The 21,117-nt window shown below is 71.6% G+C and carries 23 protein-coding genes; 13 read left to right on the forward strand and 10 right to left on the reverse strand.

Annotated elements, in window-relative coordinates; genetic code table 11:
* Positions 1 to 82: 82 nt before the first annotated feature.
* The 7 genes from ACZ6S0_RS43695 to ACZ6S0_RS43725 all read left to right on the forward strand — a co-directional run bounded on the left by ACZ6S0_RS43695 (position 83) and on the right by ACZ6S0_RS43725 (position 5,909).
* Positions 83 to 808: a TetR/AcrR family transcriptional regulator gene (locus ACZ6S0_RS43695; RefSeq protein WP_465925271.1), complete on the forward strand. Its 726-nt coding sequence runs from the start codon at positions 83 to 85 to the stop codon at positions 806 to 808.
* A 119-nt stretch (positions 809 to 927) separates the two neighbouring features.
* The gene (locus ACZ6S0_RS43700) at positions 928 to 2,583 is read left to right on the forward strand and encodes a cellulase family glycosylhydrolase (RefSeq protein WP_465925273.1); all 1,656 of its coding nucleotides are present in this window, start codon (positions 928 to 930) and stop codon (positions 2,581 to 2,583) included.
* Positions 2,584 to 2,925: 342 nt separating this feature from the next.
* Positions 2,926 to 3,195, forward strand: a complete 270-nt coding sequence (locus ACZ6S0_RS43705) for a sulfurtransferase TusA family protein (protein WP_465925275.1) — start codon at positions 2,926 to 2,928, stop codon at positions 3,193 to 3,195.
* Positions 3,196 to 3,586: 391 nt separating this feature from the next.
* A complete protein-coding gene (locus ACZ6S0_RS43710; RefSeq protein ID WP_465925277.1) occupies positions 3,587 to 3,904 on the forward strand; it encodes a DUF3140 domain-containing protein in 318 nt (105 codons plus the stop codon).
* Between the two features lie 4 nt (positions 3,905 to 3,908).
* Positions 3,909 to 4,271 (forward strand): YybH family protein, encoded by a 363-nt coding sequence (locus ACZ6S0_RS43715; protein WP_465925279.1) that lies wholly within the window; start codon positions 3,909 to 3,911, stop codon positions 4,269 to 4,271.
* Between the two features lie 37 nt (positions 4,272 to 4,308).
* Entirely contained in the window at positions 4,309 to 4,521 is a 213-nt protein-coding gene (locus tag ACZ6S0_RS43720) for a hypothetical protein (protein ID WP_465925281.1), read from the forward strand.
* 362 nt (positions 4,522 to 4,883) lie between these two features.
* Complete coding sequence (locus tag ACZ6S0_RS43725) at positions 4,884 to 5,909, forward strand: fatty acid desaturase family protein (protein ID WP_465925283.1); 1,026 nt, start codon at positions 4,884 to 4,886, stop codon at positions 5,907 to 5,909.
* A gap of 73 nt (positions 5,910 to 5,982) precedes the next feature.
* Here ACZ6S0_RS43725 and ACZ6S0_RS43730 read toward each other — a convergent pair whose 3' ends face one another.
* On the reverse strand, positions 5,983 to 6,216 hold the full coding sequence (locus ACZ6S0_RS43730; RefSeq protein ID WP_465925285.1) for a hypothetical protein: 234 nt from the start codon (positions 6,214 to 6,216) through the stop codon (positions 5,983 to 5,985).
* Positions 6,217 to 6,285: 69 nt separating this feature from the next.
* On the opposite strand from ACZ6S0_RS43730, the gene ACZ6S0_RS43735 reads away from it, so the two are divergent.
* From ACZ6S0_RS43735 to ACZ6S0_RS43750, 4 genes are all read left to right on the forward strand, one after another.
* Entirely contained in the window at positions 6,286 to 7,422 is a 1,137-nt protein-coding gene (locus tag ACZ6S0_RS43735; protein WP_465925287.1) for a sensor histidine kinase, read from the forward strand.
* Complete coding sequence (locus tag ACZ6S0_RS43740; protein ID WP_465925289.1) at positions 7,419 to 8,087, forward strand: response regulator; 669 nt, start codon at positions 7,419 to 7,421, stop codon at positions 8,085 to 8,087. The genes ACZ6S0_RS43735 and ACZ6S0_RS43740 overlap by 4 nt, the downstream gene beginning before the upstream one ends.
* 97 nt (positions 8,088 to 8,184) lie before the next feature.
* Positions 8,185 to 9,435, forward strand: a complete 1,251-nt coding sequence (locus ACZ6S0_RS43745) for a cytochrome ubiquinol oxidase subunit I (RefSeq protein ID WP_465925291.1) — start codon at positions 8,185 to 8,187, stop codon at positions 9,433 to 9,435.
* A 28-nt stretch (positions 9,436 to 9,463) separates the two neighbouring features.
* Positions 9,464 to 10,204, forward strand: a complete 741-nt coding sequence (locus ACZ6S0_RS43750; protein WP_465925293.1) for a cytochrome d ubiquinol oxidase subunit II — start codon at positions 9,464 to 9,466, stop codon at positions 10,202 to 10,204.
* Positions 10,205 to 10,359: 155 nt separating this feature from the next.
* Here the strand turns inward: ACZ6S0_RS43750 and ACZ6S0_RS43755 are convergent, their stop codons facing one another.
* Together ACZ6S0_RS43755 and ACZ6S0_RS43760 are read right to left on the reverse strand one after the other, a co-directional pair.
* On the reverse strand, positions 10,360 to 10,560 hold the full coding sequence (locus tag ACZ6S0_RS43755; RefSeq protein ID WP_465925295.1) for an EF-hand domain-containing protein: 201 nt from the start codon (positions 10,558 to 10,560) through the stop codon (positions 10,360 to 10,362).
* Between the two features lie 30 nt (positions 10,561 to 10,590).
* Positions 10,591 to 11,469: a LysR family transcriptional regulator gene (locus ACZ6S0_RS43760; RefSeq protein WP_465925297.1), complete on the reverse strand. Its 879-nt coding sequence runs from the start codon at positions 11,467 to 11,469 to the stop codon at positions 10,591 to 10,593.
* Positions 11,470 to 11,530: 61 nt separating this feature from the next.
* Between ACZ6S0_RS43760 and ACZ6S0_RS43765 the strand changes: the two genes are divergently transcribed.
* Positions 11,531 to 12,511, forward strand: coding sequence for an aldo/keto reductase (locus tag ACZ6S0_RS43765; RefSeq protein WP_465925299.1), 981 nt, complete (start codon positions 11,531 to 11,533; stop codon positions 12,509 to 12,511).
* Between the two features lie 36 nt (positions 12,512 to 12,547).
* Here ACZ6S0_RS43765 and ACZ6S0_RS43770 read toward each other — a convergent pair whose 3' ends face one another.
* The 4 genes from ACZ6S0_RS43770 to ACZ6S0_RS43785 all read right to left on the reverse strand — a co-directional run bounded on the left by ACZ6S0_RS43770 (position 12,548) and on the right by ACZ6S0_RS43785 (position 17,153).
* On the reverse strand, positions 12,548 to 13,735 hold the full coding sequence (locus ACZ6S0_RS43770; RefSeq protein WP_465925301.1) for a tetratricopeptide repeat protein: 1,188 nt from the start codon (positions 13,733 to 13,735) through the stop codon (positions 12,548 to 12,550).
* A gap of 40 nt (positions 13,736 to 13,775) precedes the next feature.
* Complete coding sequence (locus ACZ6S0_RS43775; RefSeq protein ID WP_465925303.1) at positions 13,776 to 15,158, reverse strand: AAA family ATPase; 1,383 nt, start codon at positions 15,156 to 15,158, stop codon at positions 13,776 to 13,778.
* Positions 15,159 to 15,271: 113 nt separating this feature from the next.
* Positions 15,272 to 15,604 (reverse strand): hypothetical protein, encoded by a 333-nt coding sequence (locus tag ACZ6S0_RS43780; RefSeq protein WP_465925305.1) that lies wholly within the window; start codon positions 15,602 to 15,604, stop codon positions 15,272 to 15,274.
* 256 nt (positions 15,605 to 15,860) lie between these two features.
* Positions 15,861 to 17,153: a hypothetical protein gene (locus ACZ6S0_RS43785; RefSeq protein WP_465925307.1), complete on the reverse strand. Its 1,293-nt coding sequence runs from the start codon at positions 17,151 to 17,153 to the stop codon at positions 15,861 to 15,863.
* A gap of 298 nt (positions 17,154 to 17,451) precedes the next feature.
* Between ACZ6S0_RS43785 and ACZ6S0_RS43790 the strand changes: the two genes are divergently transcribed.
* Complete coding sequence (locus ACZ6S0_RS43790; protein ID WP_465925309.1) at positions 17,452 to 18,708, forward strand: MFS transporter; 1,257 nt, start codon at positions 17,452 to 17,454, stop codon at positions 18,706 to 18,708.
* Here the strand turns inward: ACZ6S0_RS43790 and ACZ6S0_RS43795 are convergent.
* From ACZ6S0_RS43795 to ACZ6S0_RS43805, 3 genes are all read right to left on the reverse strand, one after another.
* The gene (locus tag ACZ6S0_RS43795) at positions 18,690 to 19,193 is read right to left on the reverse strand and encodes a hypothetical protein (RefSeq protein ID WP_465925311.1); all 504 of its coding nucleotides are present in this window, start codon (positions 19,191 to 19,193) and stop codon (positions 18,690 to 18,692) included. The genes ACZ6S0_RS43790 and ACZ6S0_RS43795 overlap by 19 nt on opposite strands.
* A 133-nt stretch (positions 19,194 to 19,326) precedes the next feature.
* Positions 19,327 to 20,442, reverse strand: coding sequence for an NAD(P)/FAD-dependent oxidoreductase (locus tag ACZ6S0_RS43800; protein ID WP_465925313.1), 1,116 nt, complete (start codon positions 20,440 to 20,442; stop codon positions 19,327 to 19,329).
* A 43-nt stretch (positions 20,443 to 20,485) separates the two neighbouring features.
* On the reverse strand, positions 20,486 to 21,112 hold the full coding sequence (locus ACZ6S0_RS43805; protein WP_465925315.1) for a hypothetical protein: 627 nt from the start codon (positions 21,110 to 21,112) through the stop codon (positions 20,486 to 20,488).
* Positions 21,113 to 21,117 lie beyond the last annotated feature (5 nt).

Genomic DNA, 21,117 nt, shown 5'->3' on the forward strand with positions numbered 1-21,117 from the left:
TGTCATCCGGACGCTAACAGAACATCGTTCACCTAACAAGTGAACAGTGTTCTGTTAAACCCGCAAGTATGCTGAGGGCGATATGACGCGGTCGGCATTCCTCCGGGCCAGGCGGCCAGAGCACAAGCAGCAGCGGCGCGAGGCCATCCTCACCGCCGCCCGTGAGCTGGCGCGCACCTCCGGCGTACGCAACGTCACCCTGGGAGCCGTCGCCGACACCGTGGGGATCGCGAAGTCGAACATCATGCGATACTTCGGCACCCGCGAGGAGATCTACCTCGAACTCACCGCCGAGGAGTGGCACCAGTGGGCCGCCGCCGTCGCCGACCGCCTGCCCCCGGTAACCCAACCGGCCACCGGCCCGACCGTCACCCCGGCCGTCACCCCGGCCAGCGGCCCGACCATCGGCGTGGCTCCTGTCGTGGCGGCGCTGGCCGAGACGGTCGCCGATCGGCCGCTCTTCTGCGACCTGCTCGGCCACCTCTCCATCAGCCTGGAGCACAACGTGTCGGTCGCGGCCGCCCACACCCTCAAGCGCACGGTCAAGGCCGTGCTCAAGGAGATGGGCGCCCGGGTGGCGGCGGTGACGGACCTGACGGAGCAGGAGGGCACGGAACTGGTGGCCGCCGCGAGCGGCCTGGCCGGGATGCTGTACCCGGTCGCCAACCCGCCTCCCGCGCTCGCCCAGGTCTACGCCCAGGACCCCGAGCTGGCGGCGGCCTGCCCGGAGCTGCTGCCCACCCTGGTACGCGTGCTCTCGGCCCTGGCCGCGGGCCTGCCCACGCTCCGCGAACAGCCGCCGCGGTGAAACTTTCACCGCGATCCAGGCATTCCTGAGGGCGCTCCCCCGGTTCGCTGTACATCGGGGTGAATTGCGCCGAGCATGTGCCCGTTGCGCCGAACCGGTCGACAGAAGGGGCACCCCCCGTGACCAAACGACCCGGGACCGCGGCGGCGGCTCTCCCCTCGCCCCCCGCCTCCACACCGCTCGTCTCCATGCTGCTGCTCGCCTTGACGCTGCTCGTCCCGACGCTCGTCGCCCCGGCGCCCGCGCACGCCGCGACCGGGCTCCGGGTCAGCGGCACCAGGATCCTGGAGGCCGGCGGGAACGCGTTCGTCATGCGCGGCGTGAGCCATCCGCACGCCTGGTACACCGGCCGGACCAGCGCCTTCGCCGACATCAAGGCGCTGCGCGCCAACACGGTGCGCGTCGTGCTGAGCGGCGGCCGGTGGCCCGCCAACGGCGTCTCCGACGTGGCCGGCGTCGTCTCCCTCTGCCGCCAGAACCGGTTGGTCTGCGTGCTCGAGAACCACGACACCACCGGTTACGGGGAGCAGGGCGGGGCGTACTCGCTCGACCAGGCGGTCGACTACTGGAGCAGCGTCAGGAGCGCGCTCACCGGCACAGAGGACTTCATCGTCGTCAACCTCGGCAACGAGCCGTACGGCAACGCCGGGGTCTCCGCCTGGACCGGCGCGACGACCGGCGCGATCGGCCGGATGCGCGCCCTGGGCTTCCAGCACCTGCTCATGGTGGACGCGCCCAACTGGGGCCAGGACTGGCAGTTCACCATGCGCGACAACGCGCGAGCCGTCCTCGACGCCGACCCGCAGCGCAACACGGTCTTCTCCATCCACATGTACGGGGTCTTCGACACGGCCGCCGAGATCACCGCGTACCTGAGCGCTTTCCAGACCGCCGGCCTGCCGCTGGTGATCGGCGAGTTCGGACACGACCACTCCGACGGCAACCCCGACGAGGACACGATCATGTCCCAGGCCCAGTCGCGCGGCATCGGGTACCTCGGCTGGTCATGGAGCGGCAACGGCGGCGGCGTCGAATACCTCGACATGGTCACCGGCTTCGACCCCGCGTCGCTGACCCCGTGGGGGCAGCGCATCTTCAACGGCGCGAACGGGATCGGGCAGACCTCGCGCGAGGCCGCGTTCTTCGGCGGGGGCGGCGCCGACACCACCGCGCCCACGACGCCGGGCGCCCCGTCGGTCTCCGGCGTGACCGCCACCGGCGCCACCCTGACGTGGCCCGCCTCCACGGACACGGGCGGCTCCGGGCTGGCCGGGTACGACGTCCACCGCGAGCAGGGCGGCACCGACCCCCTGCTCGGGCAGAGCGCCACCGCCTCCGTCCACCTGACCGGCCTGAGCCCGTCGACGCAGTACCAGGTGTACGTCCGCGCCCGCGACGGGGCGGGGAACCTGTCGGGCAGCTCACCGGCCACGACGTTCACCACGGCGGCCGCGGAACCGGGCGGCGGGTGCACGGTGGCCGGGACGGTCCAGGGACAGTGGAACGGCGGGTACGTCGTCCAGCCGGTCACGATCACCAACCGCGGCTCCACGGCGATCTCCGGCTGGACGGTCACCTTCACGCTGCCCCCGGGGCACACCGTCACCGGCTCGTGGAACGCGACGCCGTCGATCAGCGGCCGGACGGTGACCGCGCGGAACGCCGGTCACAACGGCGCCCTCGGGGCCGGGGCCGCCACCAGCTTCGGCTTCCAGGTCAGCCGTCCTGGCGGTGACACGGCCACGGTGTCGTCCTACTCCTGCGCGGCCGCCTGACCGCCGGGGCTCACCCGCGCGGCGAGCCGAGGTCGCCCGGGGAACCTGGCGACCCCGAGCGGGACCGTCGTGGGGCCGTGGCCGCCTCCTCCCACTCGTCGGCGGGCGGGCACCACGCCTGCGTCACGTGCACGCCGTGCCGCTCTTCCGGCTCTTCCGGCTCTTCACGGCCGGGCTGACCGACACGCACTGGCCGCTGATCCTCATCCCGATCCTGGGCTGGGACGGCTGGCCACGTTCTGGCGGGTCGGACTGCCGATGCTGGTGGTGTTCGTGGTGGCGCAGAAGCAGTTCGTGGCGGGCCTGGCGCATACGGGACTCAAGGGATGATTTCCTGAAGATATGCCTGATCTCGTAGTGGACGGCGGCGACAAGCTGTGCGTGCAACTGCTCATCGAACTGCGCGCGCACGTACGCGAGGCCGGTCCCGGCGCCGTCATCCACCTGATCGCCGCCGACCCGGCCGCGCCCGTGGACCTGCCCGCGTGGTGCCACCTGACCGGGCACACCTATCTGGGGCCCGTGGAGGGGGCGGAGCGGGCCACGTACGCGCTGCGCGTCGCCGGTGCCGCCAAGGAGACGCGGGAGTCCAAGCCGTGGCACGCCGCATGAACGGTTGGCGGCCCGCCGTTCTGTGATGGCGTTCCCCCACGGCGTTCCCCCACGGCGTGCGCCTCCGGCACGTGCCGCGGGCGGGGACGTGGCGGCTGGCAGACCGCCCGGCCCGGCCCGCGGCACGTGCCGTCCCCTCCTCGCGGCAGTCCGTGGGGAGCCGTCCCCGCGTCCCCCGCGCAGAGACGGCTCCACTGTGACTGAGGCGCGTGGGGGTGACCTGAGTACCTCTGTACCGGAACGAGATGCGAATTGTGGTGAATCGTGACCTGAGGAAGGCGGCGACGATCTCTGTCGGGAGCGGCTCGCCGAGGGCGCGAACTGCTTGACCGAGCGGCAAAACTGCAGGTCAGAGCACATAACGTGGAGCCCGGCGGGTAGGCGGCCCAATATGACCAAGGGTTTTGACACCGACGTCTTGTGGGACGAGTTCCATCGGGCGGTCAACATGAACTCCCAGGAGCTGCGGTCCCACCTGCTGACCGCGGCCTCCGACGAGGAGGGCTTCCCGCCCGACCCCGACCTGGGCATCGACGAGCTGGGGCGGGGCGTGCTGCACGTCCTGAACAAGCGGAAGGGCGACCTCACCAAGGTCGATCTCGCCGTGATGCGCAAGGTCGTCGACCTCGTCGATACCCTGGGCGACCGCACGGACGACGACTCGCGCCGCGAGCTGATGTCCGTCGGCCACGACCCGCTGAGAGGATGACCCGATGGCCGAACCGCGTCCGTGGATCGAGGGGTACGTACGTGCCTGGAACTCCAACGATCCCGACGACATCGCCGCCCTGTTCACCGAGGACGCGGTGTACTACACCGAGCCGCACAGCCGGCCCTGGCAGGGGCGTGACGAGATCGTCGCGCAGTGGCTGGAACGGCAGGACAAGCCTGGTGAGGCCACGTTCGAATGGCATCCGGTGTGCGTGACCGAGGGCACCGGTGAGGGCATTGGTGTCATCCAAGGAGTCACGACATATCCTGACAAAACGTACAGCAACTTGTGGATCATCCGGTTCGCGCCCGACGGCCGATGCCGGGAATTCACCGAATGGTGGATGCGGCACGATGCCAAGTGATGCAATGGGCCGGACCGTCTTCACCCGAGGAGATCTGTTGAGAGACAACCTCGACCTCGCCGCGAGCGCCCAGGAACTGGCCGACGCCGCCCCGACGGGATCGATCGACCGCGCCGCCGCCTCGTCCGTGGCCATCACCCTGGCCACCACCCGCGACATCACCGATGCCAGGAAGACCTTGGACGGGGTCACGCCGGAGGAAGTCAAGCAAGCGGCCCTGGCCCTGTTCGACCGCCTTTCCGCAAGCTAGCCACGCGTGGATCCGGCGCCCGGGCAGAGCACGACCTCTGCCGGGGCGGACGCCGCGCTGCCCGCCGTCGCGGAGCCGCGCGTCGTGGGTCGTGGGTCGTGGACGGCGAACTGGTGGCGGGCCCGCCCGCCGGAGCCCGGCGCGCCGCCGCCGCGCCCGCCCGCGGAACCGCTGCGGGGAGCGGCTCGGGTGTCGAATGCTCCGGGCCAGGTCAGGGGGCGTTCGGGCAGTTCTCGGGCGCCCGGCCGACGGTGCTCTCACCGCCCAAGTTAGGGGACGCTAAGGTCGTCCGCCGGTGTGCTTCCGGTTTCGCGGTGAATGCGCCAAGGTTAGGGCAACGAACCGCGAGGTAAGGGAGACCAGTGGCCAGTCCCGGCACGATCGACACTCGAGGCAGTGACTTCGCCCGACTAGCCCATCGGATTTCGGACGCCGGTCTCCTCGACAGGCGTCCCCTCTATTACGCCATTCGGACGAGCATCGTCGCCGCGCTCTATGTCGGCGGCTGGGCGCTGTTCGCCTGGCTGGGAGACTCCTGGTGGCAACTGCTCGTCGCGGTGGCCCTGGCCGTGGTCTTCACGCAGCTCGGGTTTCTCGCCCACGACCTCGGACACCGGCAGGTCTTCAGGACGCGGCGGCCGAGCGACATCGCGGGCCTGATCATCGGCAACTTCGGCGTCGGACTCGGCTGGGGCTGGTGGACCACCAAGCACAACCGCCACCACGCCAACCCCAACCACGAGGACCACGACCCCGACGTCTCACCCGCCGTGATCGTCTGGTCGGAGGACCAGGTGGCACGCAGCAGCGGCTTGCCTCGATTTATCTCGAAATATCAGGCTTTTTGGTTCTTCCCGCTGCTCACACTCGAAGCCTGGCATCTCCACATCGCCAGCATCAAGGCGCTGTTCCAGCCCACGGCCAAGCGGCGCGGCCTGGAGCTGACGCTGCTCATCACGCACTTCGTCCTCTATTTCGGCGTGGTCTTCGCCGTGCTGCCGTTCGGCAAGGCGCTGCTGTTCCTGGCCGTGCACCAAGGGCTGTTCGGCATCTACCTCGGCTGTTCGTTCGCCCCCAACCACAAGGGCATGCCCATCCTGACCAAGGAGGACGAGCTGGACTTCCTCCGCAAGCAGGTGCTGACCTCGCGCAACGTGCATGGCGGGCTGTTCACCGACGTGGCGCTGGGCCAGCTCAACTACCAGATCGAGCACCACCTGTTCCCCAACATGCCCGCCCCGAACCTGCGCAGGGCGCAGCCGATCGTCGAGCGGTACTGCCAGGAGATCGGCGTCGACTACCTGCAGACCGGCCTCGTCACGTCGTACGGCCAGGCGCTGCGGCACCTGCACGAGGTCGGCGCCGCCCTGCGCGAATCCACCCGCTGACCCACCCGCTCATCCCTGCTCACTCACCTGCTCACTCACCTGTTCACTCACCTGTTCACTCATTGGGCGCCCCTCAGCGGGCGCCCTTCCCCCGCCCTCCCTTCTCCAGCCGCTGGATCAGCGTGTCGCGGCGGCGTTCGAGCTCGGCGATCAGCTCGACCTGCTCGTCCGCCTGGCTGATCATCGCCGAGATCTCCACCTGGTCGGTCGCGCCCATGTCGCGGATCTGGTCGCGGACGTCCTGGTTCTCGGCGCGCAACCGGGCCAGGTCCTCTTCGACCCGCTGGAGGTCGTCCTTTGTGCTCATTCACCCGCTCTACCCAGATGAGCCCCGGCGATTACCCGGTCATTTACGCGGCCGTACAGAATGAGAGCCATGAGGAGGCCGTCGACCAGCACGACCGCGTCACTCGCGACCGCCGCCGCCGTGCTGGCCGGCACGGTGGGCGTCTACTTCCTCCGCGACCCCAGCTCGGTCAACGCGCTCGACGTCGTGCTGCCGCTGGTCGCGTGCGGGGCGGTGTTGCTGCGGCGGCGCTTCCCCGTGGCGGCGCTGATCGTCGTGGCGGTCTCGACTGCCGCCTACTACCCGTGGGCCAGGCTCGACGGGCCCATGATCGTGCTGCTGTTCGTCGTGCTCTACACCGCCGCCGACCGGGGGCATCTGGCCGCGGCCATCGCCACGGGGGCCGCGGCGCTGCTGGGCATGGGCATCGGCGAGACCGGCGGCACCCGGCACGTGGACGACAGCCTGTTCATGATGATCGCCGGCTGGGTGGTGGCGGCCATCTCGTTCGGCGGCGTCACGCGCAACCGCCGCGCCTACCTCCTGGAGGCCCACCAGCACGCCCTCGACGCCCTCCAGACCAAGGAAGAGGAGGCCAGGCGGCGGGCCAGCGAGGAGCGGCTGCGGATCGCCAGAGAGCTGCACGACGTGCTCGGGCACAACATCTCCATGATCAACGTACAGGCCGCGGCGGCGCTGCACGGGCTCGCCAAACGGCCTGAGGGCGCCGAGGAGGCGCTGCGTACGATCAAGGAGACCAGCAAGGAGACGTTGCGCGAGCTGCGTACCACGCTGGGCGTGCTGCGCCAGGTGGACGAGGACGCGCCGGTCACGCCCGCCGACAGCCTGGCGCGGGTGGCGGCGCTGGTCGAGGCGTCGGGGCTGGACGTGCGTACGGAGTTGTCGGGGCCGCTCGACGCCGTGCCGACCGAGGTGGACCTGGCCGCCGCCCGCATCGTCAGGGAGGCGCTGACGAACGTGTCCCGCCACTCGGGAACCAACACGGCAACCCTCACGATCACCAACAAGTCCGGAAATATCGTCATCCGAGTGGAAGATGATGGGCCGGGCGCCACGTACAACGAGGGCAGCGGCTTCGGCCTGCAGGGCATGCGCGAGCGCGCCACCGCGCTCGGCGGCACCCTGGAGGCCGGCCCGCGCCCCGAGGGCGGCTTCCGCGTCGCCGCCCGCCTGCCGCTGACCCAGCCGACGAACGGGGCTCAATGATCCGCGTACTGCTCGCCGACGACCAGACCCTGGTGCGGGCCGGATTCCGGTCCATACTCAACGACGAGGACGACATCCAGGTCGTCGCCGAGGCCGCCAACGGCGCCCAGGCCGTCGCCGGGGCCCGCGAGCACCGGCCCGACGTGGTGCTCATGGACATCCGCATGCCCGAACTCGACGGCCTGGAGGCCACCCGCCGCATCGCGGGCGACCCGGCGCTCGACGACGTCCGGGTGATCATCCTGACCACCTTCGACCTCGACGACTACGTCTACGGCGCGTTGCGGGCCGGCGCGGGCGGCTTCCTGGTCAAGGACACCGAGCCGGCCGAGCTGATCCACGCGGTCAGGGTCGTGGCCAGGGGCGACGCGCTCATCGCGCCGTCGATCACCCGCCGGCTGATCTCCGAGTTCGCCGGCCGGGTCAAGCGTCCCGACCCCGGCCCCGAGCTGAACGCGCTCACCGAACGCGAGCGCGAGGTCATGGCGCTCGTGGCCGGCGGCCTGTCCAACGACGAGATCGCGGCCCGGCTCGTGCTCAGCCCCGCCACGGCGAAGACGCACGTCAGCCGGATCATGACGAAGCTGGGCGTACGCGACAGGGCCCAGCTCGTGGTCATCGCGTACGAGGCCGGGATGATCACCCCCGGCTGGCTTACACCCTGAGCCGTACGCCCCCGCCCGGCCGTGCGACCCGAGATGTAGGACGAGTCAACGCCGGGGCATGACGCGACGGGCGCAGCCGTAGCGGAAGGCTCCCGGCATGGAAACCGTGGACCTCGCCCGCCTGCAGTTCGCGCTCACCGCGGGCGCGCACTTCCTGTTCGTGGCGCTGACGCTCGGCCTGGTGTCGCTGGTGGCCGTCGTACAGACCCGGGCCACGTTCGGCGGGGACCCCGTCCACCTGCGGATGACCCGGTTCTGGGGTCAGCTCTACATCATCAACTACGCGATGGGCATCGCCACCGGGCTCGTGATGGAGTTCCAGCTCGGGCTGTCGTGGAGCGGGCTGACCGAGTACGCGGGCGACGTGTTCGGCTCGGCGCTGGCGATCGAGACGCTGGTGGCGTTCTTCGTCGAGTCCACGTTCCTGGGGCTGTGGATCTCCGGGTGGAACCGGCTGAACCGGTGGGCGCACCTGGCGCTGATCTGGGTCGTCACGCTCACCGCGTACGCGTCGGCGTTCTGGATCCTCATCGCCAACGGTTTCCTGCAGAACCCGGTGGGCCACGTCGTGGAGGGCGGGCGGCTGCGGCTGACCGACTTCGGGGCGATGGTGGCCAACCCGGCGGCGCAGGTGGCGTTCTGGCACGTGCTGGTCGGCTCCATGATCGTCGGTGGCTTCTTCGTGGCCGGGGTGAGCGCGTACCATCTGCGCAGGCGCACGGCCGAGCAGGACTTCTTCCGCAAGTCGCTGCGGATCGGGCTCGGCGTGGCGGCGCCGGCCACGTTCGTGAACGCGGCGTTCGGCGGGATCTCGTTCCAGACCCTGCAGCCCACGAAGGTCGCGGCCTGGGTGAACACCCCCGACCGGCTGGCCGCCGCGCAGGCCGCGATGGTGACGGCCCACGGGCCCGGCGACTACCTGCCTCCCGTGGCGTGGGTGCACACGAGCGGCCTGGCCATGGTGCTGCTGTGGGTCGTGATGATGATCCTGGCCGGGCTGAGCTGCCTGCTGATGTTCTTCCGGCCGGTCGTACGCGGGTTCAGGGCGTGGCACGGGCTGCTGACGCTGATGATCCCGATCCCGTTCGTGACCATGACGGCCGGTTGGATCTTCCGTGAGATGGGCCGCCAGCCCTGGACCGTGTACGGGCTGCTGCCCACGTCGGAGGCCATGTCACCGGTGTCCGAGGCGCAGATGCGGTTCTCGGTGAGCGCGTTCGCCGGGGTGTTCGCGGTGCTGATCGTGATCAACTACTGGCTGCTGGCCAGGCACGCCCGCCGCGGGCCGGGCACGGTGGCGCTGGGCGAGCGGCCGGTCGACGCCCCCGTCCCCGTCCCGTCGTTCTGAAGCCTGCGAGAAAGTTGGGAGCCCGCACATGGAGATCTTCGTACTGGCCTTCTTCGCGCTCGGCTATCTCGTGCTGGCCGGCGCCGACATCGGGGTCGGCATGGCGCTGCCGTACCTGGGGCGGTCGGCGGGCGAGCGGCGCGAGACGATCGCCGCGATCGCGCCGTTCTTCCTGGGCAACGAGGTGTGGCTGGTGGCCGCGGCCGGTGTGCTGGCGGGGCTCTTCCCCCGGCTGGAGAGCGAATTGCTGCACGGCAACTACACGCTGGTCGTGACGCTGCTGCTGGCCTGGGTCGCGCGTGACATGGGGCTGTGGCTGCGCGGGCGCGTGCCGGGGGCGCGCTGGCAGGGGTTCTGGGACGGCGCGATCGTGGCCGGGAGCTGGGGGCTGGCGCTGTCCTGGGGCGCGCTGCTGTCCAACGTGCTGCTCGGCATCCAGGGGCCGGTGGCGCTGCTGCCCGCGCTGGTGCTGGCCGCGTTGTTCCTCACGCACGGGCTGGCGTTCGCGGCGCTGCGGCTGCGCGGGACGCTGCGGGAGCGGGCGGCCGTGATGTCGGGCGGGGCCGGGGAGGCCCGTACGTACGCGCTGACCTCGGCCGCGCTGATCACGGTCGGGTTGCTGGCCGGGCTGCGGCTGCCGCTGGTGCCCGGCACGTCGGGGCCGCTGCTGGTGCCGATCGTCCTGACGTTGCTGCCGTTCCTGGTGGCCGCCCAGGCATGGGTGTGGTGGACGTTCCGCCACCGGGTGGACGGGCCGTCGTACCTGTGATCGAGGTCAGCCGCCGCGGCGCGCAGGGCAGGCCGACCATGCGGAACGGCTCCGGGTCCACGGGGCGCCGGGGTGCTCGATGCGGTCGAGGAAGCCCTCGATGGCCTGCTCGACCGCCATCCGCACGACCTCAACGCAGCAAGTGCTTGCTTTTGTCACTTGTGGAGGAAGGCGCTGAACTCCTCGAGGTCGATCAGGCCGTCGCCGTCCTTGTCCAGCTTGATCACGCCCTCCTGCGCGGCCTCCAGCGTGACGGGCCGGCCGAGCACCTCCATCAGCCGGACGAGTTCGACGGCGGAGATGCGGCCGTCCTTGTCGGCGTCGATCAGGTCGAAGGTGGTCGAGTAGTCGGTCATGGGTCGCCCTTCTGCGAATCCGATCTCGGGTCAGACCTTAGTGGTCACTTGTCGCAGTGCGTCGATGAATGCCGTGACTTGTGGGCTCGGATCACCTTCGCGCCAGGCGATGGCCAGCTCCCCCGGAGGCAGCCCGGTGACCGGCCGGTACGCCAGCCCCGGCCGGTTGTACAGCTCGGCGTTCCCCTCGGCCACGAGCACGACCCCGAGCCCGCCGGTCACGGCCTCGAACACCTCCTCCGGCGTGTTGGCGGTGACCCCGATCACCGGCTCGTCGTCGCGCGCGTCGAGCCCGAGCCAGAAGTCCCGCAGCGGCCCGGCCGCCGGCGGCAGCGCGATGAACGGCTCGTCGCGCAACGCCCCGAACGGGATCTCCGCCCGCCCGGCCAACGGGTGGTCGGCGGGCATGGCCACCCCGCGCCGCTCGGTGACCAGCACGTACGTCCCCAGCCCGGCCGGCACCGGCAACCAGATGAACGCCACGTCGGAGGACCCGTCGGCCAGCCCGCCGCTCGGGTCGTCCCATCCGACCAGCCGCAACGACACCTCCCACCCCGGCATCGCGGCGCGGAAGCGGCGCAGCGCCTCCTGCTGCAACCCCCGGCCCACGGCCGTCTGCAAGCCGATCACCAGCGTGCCGGCGGGCTCCGCCGCCCGCGCCTGCGCCACTCCGGCGCTCCACCGGCCGAGCAGGTCGCGGGCGACCGGCAACAGCGCCGCCCCCTGCCTGGTCAGCACGACGCCGCTGGGCACGCGTTCGAACAGCCGGAGCCCGAGCTGCCGCTCCAGCGCCCTGAGCTGCTTGGACAGGGCGGGCTGGGAGACGAACAGCCGCTCCGCCGCCCGCGTCACGTTCAGCTCGTCCGCCACCGCCACGAAGTAGCGCAGATCCCGCAGGTGCACGTCCATAACCACCGGTTATAGCAAAAGGTCTTGGACCGTCGGGCGGGCCCTGCCGCAGGATCGAGCCATGAAGACGCGCACTCTTGGCAGTTTGCAGGTTCCCGCCATCGGTTTCGGCGCCATGGTGTTGTCACCCGGCGTGTACGGCGAGATCGACGACACCCGCGCCGAGGCCGCGCTCAAGTCGGCGCTCGACGCGGGCGGCACCCACGTGGACACCAGCGACGCGTACGGCGCGAACGGCCACAACGAGCGCCTGGTCGGCCGGGCGATCAAGGGCCGCAGGGACGAGGTGGTGGTCGCGACCAAGTTCGGCCTGGCGATCCCCGAGGGCGAGCCGAGCCGCTCGCATCCCGTCGGCTACGCCTTCGGCGAGCTGCGCGTGAACGCCGAGCCCCGCCTGGTGCGCCGCTACGCGGAAGGCAGCCTGCGCAACCTCGGCACCGACGTGATCGACCTCTACTACGCCCACTACCCCGACCCCGGCGTCCCCATCGAGGAGACGGTGGGCGCGCTGGCCGACCTGGTGCGCGACGGGCTGATCAGGCACATCGGCCTGTCCAACGTGACCGCCGCCCAGCTCAGGGCCGCACACGCGGTGCACCCCGTGACGGCCGTGCAGAACGAGTGGTCGATGTGGCGGCCCGTGGACGCCGGCCTGCTGGCAGCGGCGCGTGAGCTGAACGTCGGGATCGTGGCCTGGAGCCCGCTCGGCAACGGCTTCCTGACCGGCACGGTGAGCGCGCTCGGCGAGGGCGACTTCCGCCACAACGCGCCCCGGTTCTCGGCCGCGAACCTGGCGGGCAACAACGACCGCTACGCCCCCGTCAAGGCCCTGGCCGCGCAACTGGGCATCACCCCGGCCCAGCTCGCCCTGGCCTGGCTCCTGCACCAGGACGAGCACGTGGTGACGATCCCCGGCAGCCGTACGCCGTCGCACATCGAGGAGAACCTGGCCGCGGCCGACCTCAGCCTCCACTCCGACACGCTGGCCAGGATCGACGAGGCCCTGTCCAGGTTCGAGGTGAGCGGCGGCACCCTGCTCTGAGCGCTCCAGCGGCCGCAGAGCGCCTTCAGGGCACCTTCAGAGCGCGTCGGTGAGCCGTCCCCTGACGGCGGTGGCCACCCAGACCGTGGCGAGCGCGGCGTACACGGCGAGCAGCGCCACGGTCGGCTGGGAGACGAGCACGGAGACGGCTGCGGCCACGGCGAGCAGGACCGCCCAGCCGTACAGGACGGTCCGCCGGCGCGGCGAGCCGGTGTGCGCGGCCTCCTGGACGGGGGTGACCAGCGCCATGACGGCCACGCCCGCGACGCCCACCGCGTCCTGGCCGAGCCCGATGCCCAGCCCGAGCAGCACCGCGCCGGTCGCCACCAGGCCCCAGCACGCCACGGCCACCCGCGCCTCGACGCCCTCGAACAGCAGCCGGGTGGTCCTCGCGCGGGCCAGCCGCAACGTCGTCCACGCCTCGGCGACCCACGCCACCCAGTGCAGCACGGCCATGACGACGAAGACCAGGATGACCGGCGGGATCGCGGGCAGCAGGAAGACCAGCCGCCAGCCGCCGGGGAACCTGCCCCGCAGCCGCGACAGCCACCGATACAGCGGGTTGCGCTGCTTGAGCGCCGCCACGAGCAGGTCCCTGGCCCTGCCGAAGCCCGGATCGAGACGCAGCACCTCGCGGAACGACTCCGCCGCCCGCCGGGGCTCGCCGAACCGCAGCTCCGCCCGGCCGTGGACGAAGTGCGCGAGGGTGCTCTCCGGGTCGAGCCCGACGGCGTGCGCGGCGGCGGCGCGGGCCTCCCCCGCGTCGCCGAGGTTGGTGCGGGCCAGCGAGAGCAGGCTCACCAGGTCGGCGTCCTGCGGATCGATGCTCAGCCCGCGGCGGGCCGCGTCGGCCATCTGCCGCCATTCGCCCAGGAGCATGTGCGTACGGGCCAGCAGGTCCCAGGTGTGGGCGTACTCGGGCTGGAGGGCGAGGGCCGCGCGGATGGCGGTCATGGCGTCGCCGGGACGGCGGGCGCGGTAGTGGACCTGCGCCGCCGCGTAGTGGGGCAGCCACTGGTCGGGCGCGAGCCGTACGGCCTCGCCGGCCTCCTCGACGGCCTCGGCCACCCGGCGCTGCTCGACCAGCGCGAGGCCCAGGAGGGCGTGCCCGGCCACGTGCTCCGGCTCCTGGGCGAGCAGGCCGCGCAGCTCCCGTTCCGCGTCGGCGGGGCGGCGCATCCCCAGGAGCGTACGCGCCCGCTCGACCGGGTCCGCGACCTTCACCGCGTCACTCCCCGCCCGGTCGCCGGACCCGGCAGGTCACTCACCACTTGCCCTTGACCCACGGCAGCAGCTCGTCCCAGGCGCCGGAGTCGTTCGCGTGCATCACGTAGTTGCGGGCGGTGGCCATCCACTCCCGTACCGCCGTGGGCCGTACGGCCTGGGCGGCGGCCAGCAGGTCGGGCGTGGTCAGCGGGATGGCGCGGCCCGCGCTGATCGACTGCTGGAGCTTAGCCTCCACCGCCCGGTCCACGACGCCCTTGAGGTCGGCGCCGACGAAGTGCTCGGTCACCCGCGCCACGGCGTCGAAGTCCATCTCGGCCAGCGGCTTGTCACGGCACAGGATGCGCAGGATGGCCGCGCGTGCCGCCTGGTCCGGCGGGGGCACGAGCACCGGCTGGTCGAGGCGGCCCGGGCGGCGGAAGGCGGCGTCCACGTACCAGGGGGCGTTCGTGGCGGCCAGCACCAGGACGCCCTCGTTCGCGCTCTGGTCCACGCCGTCCAGCTCGGCCAGGAACTGGTTGACGAGCTGCCGGGTGTGCGCCTGGCGCATGTCGGAGCGGCGGGCGGCCAGCGCGTCCACCTCGTCGAAGAACAGCACGCACGGACGGTGGCGGCGGGCCAGGTCGAAGGTGGCGTGCAGGTTGCGCTCGCTGGAGCCGATGTACATGTCGAGGATGTCGGACAGCCCCACGTTGACGAACGCCGCGCCCAGCTCTCCGGCGGCGGCCCTGGCCAGGTGCGTCTTCCCGGCTCCCGGCGGCCCGTAGAGCAGGACGCCGCCGCCCGCGCGCTTGCCGAAGGCGGCGAACAGGTCCGGCTGCTGGATGGGGAGGAGGAGCTTGATCCGCAGCGCCTCCTTCACCGCCTCCATGCCCGCCACGTCGGCGAACGTCAGCCCGCCCCGCTCCACCTCGGCACTGGTGTGGGGCGTGGGGGCGGAGGTCGCGTACGTCGCGTGCGCGGTCTGTACGGGCTGGGCAGGCGTGGCGTAGGTGGCGGGCCGGGGCGGCGCGACGGGCGGGGGCGGGGCCAGGCGGGCGGCCAGTTCCGCGTCCGCCACGGACGGGTCCCGGGAGACCGCCTCGTGGTAGCGGTAGCCCGCCCGTCCCGTGTCGCCCTCCCCGAGCAGCGCCCGTGCGGCCAGCACGCCGAACCTGGGCGGGTAGCCGGGCTCGGCCAGCAGCGGTTCGAGCGCGGCCAGCGCGGCGCCGAACGCGCTCTGCCGGACGAACGTCTCCGCCAGCCCGGCCGTGATGTCCGGGTGCTTGGGCGCGAGAACGAGCGCGGCGCGGAATTCGGCCTCGGCGTCGGCGAGGTAGCCCTTGGCCAGGAGCAGTCCGGCGAGGTGCTGGCGGAGGGGGAAGTTGTCCGGGGATAGGCGCGCCGCCTCGCGGAGCGCCTGAAGGCCGGCATCGTCGGACACGTGCCGTTCCCTTCTGTCGCGGGTTTCGGTCATCTCGAACTACGCAAGATACCGAAATCTCCCCCATCAGGGGTTTTATTCACCCATGATGGGGATCCGAGCGAAGGCCCCGCCTACGGGACGTCGAAGGTCTTGCGGCGGGTGGCCCCGACGACCTCGATCCCCTTGGTGCCGAGGACGCCGTCGAGCGGCAGCGCCACCGTGTACGGCGCCGTCGCCGGGAGCCCCACGCCGGGCAGCGCGCCGACGACCTCGATGCCCCAGTACTCCGGCCGCGTGACGTAGACCAGCGGCGACAGCTTCACCGTCATGTTGAGGTACGGCTTGGTGCCGCTGACGACCAGGATGAACGAGTCGGGCACGATGCCCGGGACGACCCGCGCCTCCTCGAAGTCGATCAGCCGTACCGACTCCGGCGCCGGCAGCTCGGCGAAGTTCGCGGCCATGGTGAACCCCTTTCGTGAGAGCGTGACCCGCGACGGTCGCGTTCGGTGACGGGTCGATCACCGAATGGCCATCCCCGGCGGGTTCGAAACTCTCACGCACCGCCCGGAGCGGCAACGGCCGCACCGCCCGGTGACGGGACCGTAACGCCGGAGCCACGCCCCCGGCCGCTCCAGAACCCTTCCGAGCGCCCGTGCGGACGAAAAGGCCGGGTACCGCCCGGATACAGGGCGGCACCCGGCCGTGGGAGGAACGGCGTCAGGAGGTGTGCAGGTACACCTGGCCGAACACCTCGGAGAGGTTCTTCAGGTCCGTGGCCATGTCCACCTCGGGACGGGCCGGGTCGTACACGGTGGCGAGCCTGGCCCGGATGGAGCCGAGCTTCTTGAGCTGCTCCCAGGTGACGCTGGCGCCCCACTTCTCCCCGTACACGCGGCTGACCTGCCCCTGGTTGTCCTGCCACCGGCTCCACACGGTGACCGTCTCGGCGGCGTCGTCCTGGAGCGGGGCGGCGATGCGCTCGCTGATCGCCTTGGTGGCCTGCTCCTCCGTGAGCTGGGAGGACCCGACGGAGGCGAAGGAGGAGTCCTCGGCGGCGATCTGCGCGTAGGCGTCCCAGGCGCGGGCGCGGACCTGGATCCACTGGTTGCGCTGGGCCTCGGTGGCGTCGATCTTCCAGGTGGCGTACCCGGTGGCCAGGTGGGCGCTGTCGAGGGCGAGCTGGTCGATGTAGCCCTTGTTCAGCCAGGTGCCGATGCGCTCGGGGTCGAGCAGCGGGTACTTCTTGGTCATCTCGGTCTTGCAGGTGTCGTTCGCCCCGCAGCCGAACACCGGCACCACCGTGTGCGCCGACAGCTTCTTGCCCGGCAGCAGCGTCCGGAGGGCGGTCGCGGCCTCGCTGACGAACTTGTCCAGGTCCTCGGCCGTCGTGAAGGTCTGGTTGTAGCCGAGCTGCGAGGTGAACCTGACGCCCACGACCCCGGGCTGCGTGGCGGCCAGCGCGGCGACCTTCTTGGCGGCCTCGGCGAGCTTGCCGGCCTTGTAGTCGTCGGCCAGCTCGGTCTCGATCCAGACGCGCATGGTGGTCTGGGCGACGGCCTGCGCGGCCTTGCCTGCCGGGGTCTCCTGGGCGGACTCCTTCTCGGCGGCGCTGATCGTGCTCGGGTCGACGTAGCACTGCTCGCCGTTCTGGCACTCGGGGGTGCCACCGTCCTCGGCGCCCGGGACGTCAGGGTCGCCGTCACCGCGCAGTTGGCCGTCGCCCTCGGAGTCGGTCGGGCACTCGTTGCCGGGCTCGCTGCAGTCGATCGTGATCGGGGGCAGCGGCTCCGCGTCGATCATGTTCTGGCCGTCGTTGTCGAGCCAGAACTTGGCGATGTCCAGGGCCTCCTCGGGGGTGGCCATCCAGGTGCACACGACGTACGCCGGGGTGTCGGCGGCCATCAGGTCGTTGCAGCTTCTGTCGTCGTCCTCGGACCACGCGGGGACGCCGATGCCGAGGAGCGAGAGGGTGAGTCCGATGATGAAGACCTGCCGTAGCCGCCGTCTCATGGCACCTTACTTCCTGGGGGTGATCGCGGGCATCTCGCACAATATCCGGACGATCAATAACGTTCAATGAGACTCGGGACGTTCTTCACGCCATGCTCAACGCTGGGTGACCGTCCCGGTCGTGCTGAATTTCCCCGGCATTCACCTACGGCGGACGCCCGCGCGGGGCACTACCAGCACGGGCACGGCGCTGATCGTCCGGACGAGGTCGCCGGCGTGACGAGAAATAATCCCACGACAAGCGCAGCGGACTACGGCAGAATGGTGGAGTTTGGCTGCTTGCAGGGGGTTCGAGCCGGTGCACGATATTCTCCGCGATCTCGGGCTGCTCCGGGACCGCCGTTTCGCACTGCTGTTGTCGGCACGGACGATCTCCGTTCTCGGCAGCGCGTTCGCCCCCGTGGCGCTGGCGTTCGGCATCCTCAACCTGCCCGGGGCCACCGCCTCGACCCTGTCGGTCGTGCTCACCGCCGAGTCGCTGCCCATGATCCTGTTCATGCTGGTCGGCGGCGTGATCGCGGACCGGCTGCCGCGCCAGCGGGTGATGATGGTCGGCGAGTTCCTCATGGCGGCCGCGTTCTTCGCGCTGGCGGTGATGCTGCTCGTCGGCTGGACCCCGCTGCCCGCGCTGATCACGGCGGCGGCGTTCGCGGGCGTGGCCACGGCGGTCACGTTCCCCGCGCTGACCGGGATCATCCCCGAGGTCGTGCCCCGTGACCGGCTGCAGGCCGGCAACGCGCTGCTCGGCCTGGGCGCGAACGCCTCCAGGATGGCCGGCGCGGTGCTCGGCGGCGGCACGGTGGTGCTGTTCGGCGGGGGGTGGGCGCTGGTGGTCAGCGGCGCGCTGTTCGCGGTCGCGGGCGTGCTGATCGCGCTGCTGCGCCTGGACCAGGCCGAACGGTCGCGCGGCACGTCCCACTCGGTGCTGGCCGACCTGCGTGACGGCTGGCGGGAGTTCAGCTCGCGGCAGTGGATCTGGGTGGTGGTCGCGCAGTTCTCCGTGATGATCATGGCGATCCAGGCCGGGCACGGCGTGCTCGGTCCGCTGCTGGCCAAGGAGACGCTGGGCGGCCCGCTGGCCTGGTCGGCGTTCCTGGCGGGCGAGGCCATCGGGACCCTCGCCGGGGTGCTGGTCTCGCTGCGGCTGCGCCCGCGCCGGCCGATCCTGGTGGCGGTGCTGATGTGCCTGCCGTCCGCACTGCCGTACGTGCTGCTCGGGGTCGACGCGCCGCTGTGGGCGATCGTGGCCGGGGCGTTCGTGCTGGGCGTGTCCATCGACGTGTTCGGCGTGCTGTGGCAGACCACGATGCAGCGCGAGGTCCCGGCCGAGTCACTGTCGCGGGTCAGCTCGTACGACATGCTCGGCTCGCTGATGTTCGGCCCGATCGGGCTGCTGCTGGCCGGGCCCGCGGCGGGGATGTTCGGCACCGAGCAGGCGCTGCTCGGCTGCGCGGTCCTCGTCACGGTGTCCACGCTGGCCGCGCTGCTGTCACCGGGAGTGCGCAACCTGCGCGCGCCCCAGCCGCAGGCCGTCGCTCACGCCGAAGCGACGTGACCGTCCCCAGCACGGCGGTTCCTGAAGTAGGCGTTGGACCTCGGCTGGAACATCAGGGCCAGCGCCCCCAGCACGGCCAGCACGTGCAGCCCCCGGCTGACCGCGAACGCCCACGTCAGCGCGTCCGCCCCGGCCGCGGCGCCGGCGATCGAGCCGCCCGCCACCAGCCACTCGACGGGCTCCTTGACCAGCGAGATCGTGCCGAACACGCCGAGCGTCCCGGCCAGCGTCCAGCGGGCCCAGTCGGCCCCGCGCCTCAGCCGCAGGGCCAGGAAGATCGCGGCGGCGAACACGGCCAGCCGGAACCCCGCCCCCGGCAGCAGGTCCACGAGCGGCGAGGCGCCCTCGTACAGCTCTCTGCCGATCATCAGCACGGCCTCGAACGCGCCGAACGCGACCGCCGACATCCAGAGCAGGGCGGCGGTGTGCACGGCGGGCGGGGGCGGGGCCTGCCCGGCGGGGCGGGTCTCGGTGACGGTGCTCATGGCGTGACTCCTCCGTGGCCTGCTCAAGGTGCGCTTTCGCCCTTGAAGTGTCCGCCGCGGGACCGGGCCGGATCATGCCCGCCGACCCCCGAGTTCGGGTAGGGCCCGCCCTACCCGGCCCGGCCGCTCGTCCTCATCCGGCCTGGCCGCTCGTTCTCAGCCCGCGGCTGGGGGCGCGCTCGCGCATCCCGAAGCGCGGCTCGGGCCCGTGCTCGCCGTCCAGTACGCCGGCCACGTACCCGGCCAGGGCCGGGGCGTGCTTGAAGCCGTGCCCGGAGTCGCCGCCCAGCAGCCACACGCCGGGGGACGCCTCGGTCAGCAGCCATTCGGCGTCGGGCGTGAGCGCGTACTGGCAGACCTGGCTGAACAGCACCGGCGCGCCCGCCAGCGCGGGGAACCTGCGCCGCAGGTAGGCGTGGGCCTGCTCGACGCTGGCCGGGTCGACCACGCGCTCGCCGTGCTCCGGCTCGTACGGCCGCCCCTCCTGGTCGGAGGTCGCCTTCATGCCCGTCCCGTCCACGTCGCCGTGCCCGTAGGCCGAGGCCCCGTGGTCCACCCAGGCGGGGGTCTCGGGCAGCGACCACTCGCGCGGCACCGCGAAGTGCAGCGTGTCCTGCTTGGTCACCGTGATCGGCAGCCCGTCGAACAGGGACGGCAGCCACGCCCCGCACGCCCACACCACCCGGTCGGCGGGCCGGACCTCACCGTCCACCTCGACCGCCGCCGCCCCGGGCACGGGCGTCGCCCGCGCCCTGACCAGCCGGGCACCGGCGGCCTGCGCCAGCCGGGCCGTCACCTGGGTGGCCCGCCTGGCCCTGATCACCCCGGCGTGGGGCTCCCAGAGCAGGAAGCTGAGATCGTCACCGCGGTAGTCGGGGAAGAACCTGCCGCCGTCCGCCGCGTCCAGCACGTCACACGGTATGTCCAGATTTTTCAGGACCTGGGCGCTGGCGTGCTCCCACCCGTCCGGCGTCCTGGCGAACCACACCATGCCCGCCTCCAGGTACAGCTCCTCCCCGGCCCGCTCACCCAGCCTGCGCCAGCCGTCCCTGGCCTGCCAGGCGAGGCGGGCGTACCACGTGTCGTCGCCGTGCGCGCAGCGCAGCAGCCGGGTCTCGCCCGCGCTGGCCTGGCGTACGTGGCCCGGCCGGTGCTGCTCCACCAGCGTCACCCGCCAGCCGGTTTCGGCCAGCCGCAGGGCCAGTGACGACCCCCAAATGCCCGCTCCGACCACAATGACCGATTTCATGAGACCACGGTGACCGGTGACCCCGTGCCGCCGCAAGAGAGGTTCACACGATGATCAGCCGTACGACGACTCCCGCGCAATTGCCCGCCACGCAGACGCGTACCGGCACCTCGGAGATGCCGGGCGCCCTCGGGACGCCGCCCACGTGACCGTCGGGGCCGATGCTCACGCCCTTGGGCAGTTTGCCGGGGTCGGTGACGGTGAAGGTGGGCACCACGCCCGGAGGGCCGCCGTTGATGCCGATCTCGCCGTCGAGCGCCGTGCCCACCCTGCCGGGGAAGGTCAGGTCGCGCGGCTCCCAGGGCACGTTGGCCAGCACGACGAGGGTGAGGTCGTGCCGGCGGCACGACCGGCCCGAACAGAGCTGGACGGGGGCGACGTACCTGCCGGGGCGCTGCGGCTTGCCGTACAGGCGGCCGTGGCGGTCGACCTTGACCCCCACGGCGAGATAGCCGGGACGGAAGGCGAGGCCCCTGTCGATGGGCAGCAGCCGCCGGCTGACCTCGATGCCCACGGTGAGGTGGAAGGTGTCCTCCACCAGGCTCCGGTCGGCGGACGCGAGCGGCGTACGGCGGGACATCTGCGCCATGGGCCTGGTGAGCGAGAACATGGCGGAGGACAGGACGCACAGGAGCAACCCGGCGAGCAGGAAAACCCACCATTGCCGCATCTTTA

Source organism: Nonomuraea sp. NPDC051298 (assembly GCF_055586305.1).